The 6,995-nt window shown below is 67.9% G+C and carries 7 protein-coding genes; 2 read left to right on the top strand and 5 right to left on the bottom strand.

The features are described 5' to 3' along the window. Positions 1-625: carboxyl transferase domain-containing protein (locus tag J6500_RS17375; RefSeq protein ID WP_283842926.1), on the bottom strand; the 625-nt coding region annotated here is incomplete at its 3' end. A 149-nt stretch (positions 626-774) separates the two neighbouring features. On the opposite strand from J6500_RS17375, the gene J6500_RS17370 reads away from it, so the two are divergent. Then, positions 775-1,188 (top strand): DUF4260 domain-containing protein, encoded by a 414-nt coding sequence (locus J6500_RS17370; RefSeq protein WP_225713906.1) that lies wholly within the window; start codon positions 775-777, stop codon positions 1,186-1,188. 128 nt (positions 1,189-1,316) lie between these two features. Here J6500_RS17370 and J6500_RS17365 read toward each other — a convergent pair whose 3' ends face one another. Next, entirely contained in the window at positions 1,317-2,180 is an 864-nt protein-coding gene (locus tag J6500_RS17365; protein ID WP_225713905.1) for a DMT family transporter, read from the bottom strand. Between the two features lie 300 nt (positions 2,181-2,480). Between J6500_RS17365 and J6500_RS17360 the strand changes: the two genes are divergently transcribed. Next, positions 2,481-3,884: an aminotransferase-like domain-containing protein gene (locus J6500_RS17360; RefSeq protein WP_225713904.1), complete on the top strand. Its 1,404-nt coding sequence runs from the start codon at positions 2,481-2,483 to the stop codon at positions 3,882-3,884. Between the two features lie 256 nt (positions 3,885-4,140). Here the strand turns inward: J6500_RS17360 and blaOXA are convergent, their stop codons facing one another. From blaOXA to fliK, 3 genes are all read right to left on the bottom strand, one after another. Next, positions 4,141-4,953 (bottom strand): class D beta-lactamase, encoded by an 813-nt coding sequence (gene blaOXA / locus J6500_RS17355; protein ID WP_225713903.1) that lies wholly within the window; start codon positions 4,951-4,953, stop codon positions 4,141-4,143. 89 nt (positions 4,954-5,042) lie between these two features. After that, positions 5,043-5,306, bottom strand: coding sequence for an EscU/YscU/HrcU family type III secretion system export apparatus switch protein (locus J6500_RS17350; RefSeq protein ID WP_225713902.1), 264 nt, complete (start codon positions 5,304-5,306; stop codon positions 5,043-5,045). After that, positions 5,303-6,895 carry a flagellar hook-length control protein FliK gene (fliK, locus tag J6500_RS17345; protein ID WP_225713901.1) on the bottom strand — a complete coding sequence of 531 codons (1,593 nt, stop codon included), beginning with the start codon at positions 6,893-6,895 and terminating at the stop codon, positions 5,303-5,305. Before fliK ends, J6500_RS17350 begins: the two co-directional genes overlap by 4 nt. Between the last annotated feature and the right edge of the window lie 100 nt (positions 6,896-6,995).

Raw genomic sequence — 6,995 nt, 5'->3', positions numbered from 1 at the left:
CGGCGGTCACCACCTCGTTGGTGACGGTCTTCACCACGTCGGGGCCGGTGACGAACATGTAGCTGGTGTTCTTCACCATGAAGATGAAGTCGGTCATCGCGGGCGAATAGACGTCGCCGCCGGCGCAGGGGCCCATGATGACGGAGATCTGCGGGATCACGCCCGAGGCGATGACGTTGCGGCGGAACACGTAGGAATAGCCCGCCAAGGCGGCTACGCCCTCCTGGATGCGCGCGCCGCCGGCGTCATAGAGGCCGATGATCGGCGCCCTCGCCTTCATCGCCATGTCCTGCAACTTGGTGATCTTCAGCGCGTGGGTTTCCGACAGCGAGCCGCCGAATACGGTGAAGTCCTTCGCGAACACGAACGTCTTGCGGCCGTTGACGGTGCCCCAGCCGGTGACGACGCCGTCGCCGGGGATCTTGCTTTTCTCCATGCCGAATTCGGTCGAGCGGTGCTCGACGAACATGTCGAACTCCTCGAACGAGCCCTTGTCGAGCAAGAGCTCGATGCGCTCGCGGGCGGTCAGCTTGCCGCGGGCGTGCTGCGCCTCGATGCGCTTTTCGCCGCCGCCCAGCTTGGCGCCGGCGCGCCGCTCTTCGAGGGTGTCGAGGATGTCTTTCATTTGTCTCCGCCCGCATTAGTTACAGTTCGCACCTGCGAACCGGTCTTACTTCACTAGAAAACGCTTAGCACGGCATTTTCCGAACTGGAAACCGGGTCCGCGAACTGCGCGGGACGCAAAAACGGTAGGATTTTCTGGGGGATAGAGCGATGACTGAGATAACCGCGGCCGAGACCGGCGCGCCGACCGGTACCGTGCGCACCCTGCTACGGCTGGAGGGGCTGGCGCTGTTTCTCGGCATGACCATGCTCTACGGCATCTGGGACGGCTCCTGGCTGCTCTACGTCGTGCTGTTCCTGGCGCCGGACCTCAGCTTCGCCGCCTATCTCGCCGGCCCCCGGGTCGGCGCCATCGTCTACAACGCCGCCCACGCCTACCTCGCGCCGATGGCGTTGATGACCATCGGCTTCGCCGGCGCCGAGCCGCTGGTGCTCTCGATCGCAATGATCTGGCTCGCCCATATCGGGCTCGACCGCGCCCTCGGCTACGGGCTGAAATATGCCAAGGGTTTTGGCTACACCCATCTCGGGCGGATCGGGAAAGCGCGGGACGAGCCTGCCTGAGGCGAAGCCGCCGTCGCGAAGAGTTCGCGACGAAATTGCAAAGCAATTTTGCGCTGAAGCGACGACGCAATCCATCGCTCCCGGGGTGAACTGTGGACTACTTCGCCCGCAATGACGCGACGCGGCCGTCAGGCGAAGCGGCGCGCGAACACCACGCAGCCGACGACGAGACAGGTCGCCGCGACCATGGTCCACGGCACCTGCTCGTGCAGCAGCAGCCCGGCCAGCGCGAGGCCGAAGAACGGCTGCAACAGCTGCAACTGGCCGACGCTGGCGATGCCGCCGAGGGCCAGCCCGCGGTACCAGAACACGAAGCCGACCAGCATGCTGAACACCGAGACATAGCCGAGACCGAGCCAGGCGGGGATGCCGATGCCGTCCCAGCTCGGCGGCAGCGTCAGGATCGTCATCAGCAGCACCACCGGCAGCGACAGCACCAGCGCCCAGGAGATCACCTGCCAGCCGCCGAGCCGGCGCGACAGCGCGGCCCCTTCGGCATAGCCGAGGCCACAGACGATGATCGCCGCGACCATCAGGAGATCGCCGGTCAGCGAGGCCGAGCCGTCATTCGACAGCGCGAAGGCGCCGACTGTGGCGCTGCCGATGCAGGAGAACAGCCAGAACAGCGGTTTTGGCCGCTCGCCGCCGCGCAGCACGCCGAACACCGCGGTTGCCAGCGGTAGCAAGCCGATGAATACGATCGAATGCGCCGACGTGATGTGTTGCAGCGCCAGCGCGGTCAGCAGCGGAAAACCGATCACGACGCCGAGCGCGGTGATCGTGAGCGATACCACGTCGTCGCGCTTCGGCCATGGCTGGCGCAGCACGGCAAGCAGCGCCGCACCGAGCAGCGCCGCGATCAGGGCACGTGCCGAGGTCAGGAACAGCGGCGAGAACCCGCCGACCGCAACCCGCGTCGCCGGCAGCGAGCCGGAGAAGATGATGACGCCGAGCAGCCCGCTGCCCCAGCCGTCGATCGAAGCCTTGTCCATTGCATCTCACTTTCGCCTCGTGAGACAAGATCGAGTCACGGGCGCACTCGTCCCCCTCTCCCGCTTGCGGGGAAGGGTCGGGGTGGGGATATCTCCGCAAAGGGTCTCTTCACGTGGAAAGAGCCCCACCCGGTTCGCATCTGACGATGCGAACCGATCTCCCCCGCAAGCGGGAGAGGTGCAGCGAGCAAGGTGCCGGACCCAATCTCATCTGCGTAAACATAGCCGTCGGAACCTCGCCAAGGCAGCTACAGATCAGTACAATACCGCAAAACTGTATGGGTGAAGGTAGGCATACACATGCAACGGCCATCCGACGACGCCAAGGCCACCCGCACCACCGAGGTGATGAACGCGATCCGCGCCCGGGTGGCGAGCCGTGCGCTGGTCGCCGGCGACCGCCTGCCCTCGATCCGCAGCTTCGCGACCACGATGGGCGTGTCGCCCTCCACCGTCGTCGAGGCCTATGACCGGCTGGTGGCCGAGGGGCTGATCCGGGCGCGGCCCGGCTCCGGCTTCTACGTCTCCGCCACCGCGCTGCCGCCGCTGGCGCTGGCAAAGGACCAGCCGCAGCGAGATCGCGCCGTCGATCCGTTCTGGGTGTCGCGGCAATCGCTCGACGCCGACGATGCGGCGCTGAAGCCGGGCTGCGGCTGGCTGCCGGCCGAGTGGATGCCGACCGAGGCGCTGCGCCGGGCGCTCCGCGGCCTGGCGCGCGCCGAGGATTCGGTGCTCGCCGACTACGGCGCGACGCGCGGCTCGCTGGCGCTGCGCCGCATCCTGATGGCGCGCTTCGCCGACGAGGGGCTCGAGGTGGCGCCGGAGCAGTTGCTGCTGACCGCGTCCGGCACGCAGGCGATCGACCTGATCTGCCGCTTCCTGCTGCGGCCCGGCGACACCGTGCTGGTCGACGATCCCTGCTACTTCAACTTCCGTGCGCTGCTGCGCGCGCATCAGGTGAAGATCGTCAGCGTGCCCTACACCGCTTCGGGGCCGGATGTCGCTCGGTTCGAGGCCGTGCTGGCGGCCGAGCGGCCGCGGCTCTACGTCACCAATTCGGCGCTGCATAATCCGACCGGCGCGACGCTGTCGCCGCAGACCGCGCACCGCGTGCTGAACGCCGCCGCGGCCTATGACCTCACTATCGTCGAGGACGACATCTTCGCCGACTTCGAGCCGGACGCCTCGGCACGGCTGGCCGCGCTCGACGGGCTCACCAACGTGATCCGGATCGGCAGCTTTTCAAAGACGCTGTCGGCCTCGGTGCGCTGCGGCTTCATCGCCGCGCGCGCCGACTGGATCGATGATCTCGTCGATCTCCAGGTCGCGACCGGTTTCGGCGGCCCGAGCGCGGTCGCCACCGAGATCATCGCCAGCGTGCTCGCCAGCGGCTTCTACCGCAAGCATGTCGAGGAGCTGCGCCGCCGCCTCGCCCGCACCCGCCGCGACATCGCCGACAAGCTGCAGCGGATCGGCGTCACACCGTGGCTGATGCCGCGCGGCGGCTTCTATTTGTGGTGCCGCCTGCCCGGGGGGCGCGACTCCGCCGACGTGGCGCGGGCGGCGCTCGCCGACAATGTCGTGCTGGCGCCAGGCAACGTGTTCAGCGCCTCGCAAACCGCTTCCGCCTATATGCGCTTCAACGTCGCGCAATGCCGCGACGTGAGGCTGATGCCGGCGCTGCAGCGCGCGATCGAGCGCTAGAAGCGGTTTCCGAAAAGGTCATGCGCAAACAAAGAGCTAAAGCGCGATGACGATTCAACCCAATCCCATCGCGCTTAAGGCGCGAGCAGATCGGGTTGAACGCCGCCTCTCCCGGTTCCTTACGGGAGACGGGCGGACGCATACATGGTCCGAAATAGTAGAATAATACCACCGAGTTTGACCGACGGCTCCTTTGCATGGGGTTGTTTTCGCTGTTTTTGGCCGGCGCCCCTGCGGCGGCGCGCAGGTCAGCCCATCACAGCGCGACGATGTCGGTGAGGCATTGCTGCGTGACGCTCATCCGTGCGTCGATCTGCGCCTGCGTCTTGCAGTCCATGTTCATCGCGAACACGGTCACATCAGAGCCCTTCTCGGTCCAGCCGACCAGCCAGCCGAGCGAGCCGTGCTCCTTGTCGGTCAGGCCGGTCTTGGCGCGGATCACGGCGTCGCCAACCTTGGTCGCCGGCAGGATGTCGGCGACCAGCTGCTGGCTGCGCTTGCCGACCGGCAGCACGCCGCGGCGCAGCCGGTCGAGGAAATCGACCTGCTGCACCGGATCGATGCGCAGATTGCCGGACACCCAGAACCGGTCGATGCCGCCGCCGATGTCGCGGTTGCCGTAGTCGAGCATCTCGACATACTTCTTCATCCGCTCCTCGCCGATGCGGCGGGCGATCTCCTGAAACACCGGGAATGCAGATACCGCGATCGCCGAGCGCAGCGTGTGATCCTTGTTCCAGGCCTCGATCGAGCGCGTCACGCCGTCCCACTTGAAGACGTCCTTATCGGGATCCTGCACCACGCCGGTTTCGAGCGCGATCAGCGAGTTGGGGATCTTGAAGGTCGAGGCCGGCAATTTGCCCTCGCCCGAACGCACCTTGTCGCTGGCGATGATCAGATAGTCGTCGACCTTGTAGCCGACGAACGTGCCTTCAGTGCCGAGATCGAAGAACCGCTTCTGTAGATCCTCGCGAAACTCGCTGCGCTGGTACGACACATTTGCAAGACTGCGCAACGGCACGAGGCTCGCGGCGGCGAACAGACCGAGCGCATGGCGGCGATTGATCACGACGGGACCTTCAGACACGGGACCTGGCTGGTTCTTGGGGCACTGACCACGATGGTGCTGCCATCATGGTGAAAGGATGACAACGAGGATTACCGCCCCCTTCCCGACAACCGCAGCACGAACACCAGCACCTCGGCGACGGCCCTGTAGAGCTCGGCCGGGATCTCGTCGCCGAGTTCGACATTGGAGAGCGCGCCGGCCAACACCTCGTTCTCCTCGATCGGGATGTCGTGGGCCTTGGCGACTTCGATAATTTTGGCGCCGATCGCGCCCTTGCCTTTTGCGATCACGCGCGGCGCGCCGGCGTGGTCGTAGTGCAAGGCGACCGCGAGCTGGCCTGCCGTGTCGCTCATGAGGCGCGATCCAGGAAGTGGCCGGCGCGGGCCGACGGAGGCTGCGGCGGCGTGCCGTCGCGGATCTCGATCTCGCCGGGGGTCAGCTCGGCCCGCGTCAGGGCCTGGCTCAATTCGGCAGCGCCTGCACGGAGCTGTGCGGCGGTCGAGGGACGTTCGGCCCACATCCGCACCGAAGTGCGCTCGCCGCTCAGCGCGACCAGCGCATGCACCGGGCCCGCGGGCTCGACGTCGAGCGTGAAACGCGCGCGCCAGATCCGCGTGGCCGCCTCGATTTCGCCGCCGCCGTCGCGGGAGATTTCGAACTGCGCCATCGCCGTGCCCTGCTGGGCCAGGAACGGGATCTCGAAATTCCAGCGCGGCACCGACGCATCGAGCTGCGGACGCGACGGGTCGGCGCGGTCCGGCAGCGAGGCGACCTGGAGCAATGTCTGCCGCGCCAGCGCCGCGTCGGTGTCCTCAAGCAGGCGGTGCGCGATGGTGGCGAGCGGCGCCCCCGGGACGATCGACGGCCCCGCGACCGGCTGGGCGGCCGGCAGCGCGCCGCGAAATGGCGGCGGCGCCGCGGCCCGCGCCAGCGCCTCGCCGGCCGGCAGCTCCCGTGCCGCGGCGCCTTGGCGGGCCGGGCCGGCGAGTTCGTGCAGGGCCTCCTGAAGCAAATTGAGCGCGCCGCCCGCCGACGGCCCGGCGTCGAGCGCCTCCGCCAGCGCATTGGCAAGGGCGGGGCCGCGCGGAGCGAGATCGACCGCAGCCGGCACCCGGGCCTGCGGCAGCAAGATTTCCTGGAGGTCGAAATCCCGCCCGCCTGGCGGCACGAGGCTGGGCGCCGCGGCGGGGCTGGTCGGCAGCTGCGGGCTCGGGGCTGCGGCAGGCCTTGCCACATCGGCCGCCGCACCGAGCGACGCCAGCGTCTGGCGGAGCACGATCAGCGCGGCCTTGAGATCGGGCGCACTGCCGTTCGGCGGCACCGCGCCCGAGGCAAGCGACGCCTCCAACAACAGGCCGGATTTCTGGAACGCCGCCCTGACGTCGCTGCCACTGAGGTTCTCGTCGAGGCTGGTCTGCTGCGCCAGCACCTGGGCGATGGCGGCGTGCAGCTTCGGCGGCAGATTGGCGGAGGCGATCGCCGCCAGATTGGCAAACAGCGCCGCCTGGCTGCCCTGCGCGGCCGCCGCCCCTTGCGCAGCCGCGCTGACGGCGACGTGCTCGAGCGGCGTCAGCACGGCTTTTGGTGTGGCGGCATTGGCTTGCGGGCCGATCGCGGGATCGGCCATGACGGCCGGCGACAACCGCGCGGCCGCGCCGCCGTCGGCACGCGGTCCGGCTCCGTCCGGCCCGACCATTTGCAAGCGGACACCATCATCGGTCTGCGAGACCGCAAGCTGCAGGGTCTGGCCGGGCTGCAGCGGGACTTCGGTCTGGACGTCGATCGACAGGCTCGCAATCGCGATCCGGACCAGGTCGGCAGACAGCACCTTCAGCACCTGTGCACTGACGACGCTGCCCGGCTGCAACGTCAACGCGGGCCCGCCGCCGCCTGCGTCCTCGGAGGCGAGCACCGGCAGCGCGGGATTGATGGCGATTGCCATAGCAAAGGTCTCGGCCAAGCGGCAGGATCAACGATGATCGTCGCGGAAGAGCGCTCTCCCGCGCCGTGCTCCCACAAAGCTAGCCCGGCGTCGTAAACCT

This window comes from Bradyrhizobium semiaridum, from assembly GCF_020329505.1.
Taxonomy (GTDB): domain Bacteria; phylum Pseudomonadota; class Alphaproteobacteria; order Rhizobiales; family Xanthobacteraceae; genus Bradyrhizobium; species Bradyrhizobium semiaridum.
The sequence above is the reverse complement of the archived record's forward strand: the minus strand, read 5'-3'. Positions and strand labels throughout refer to the sequence as shown.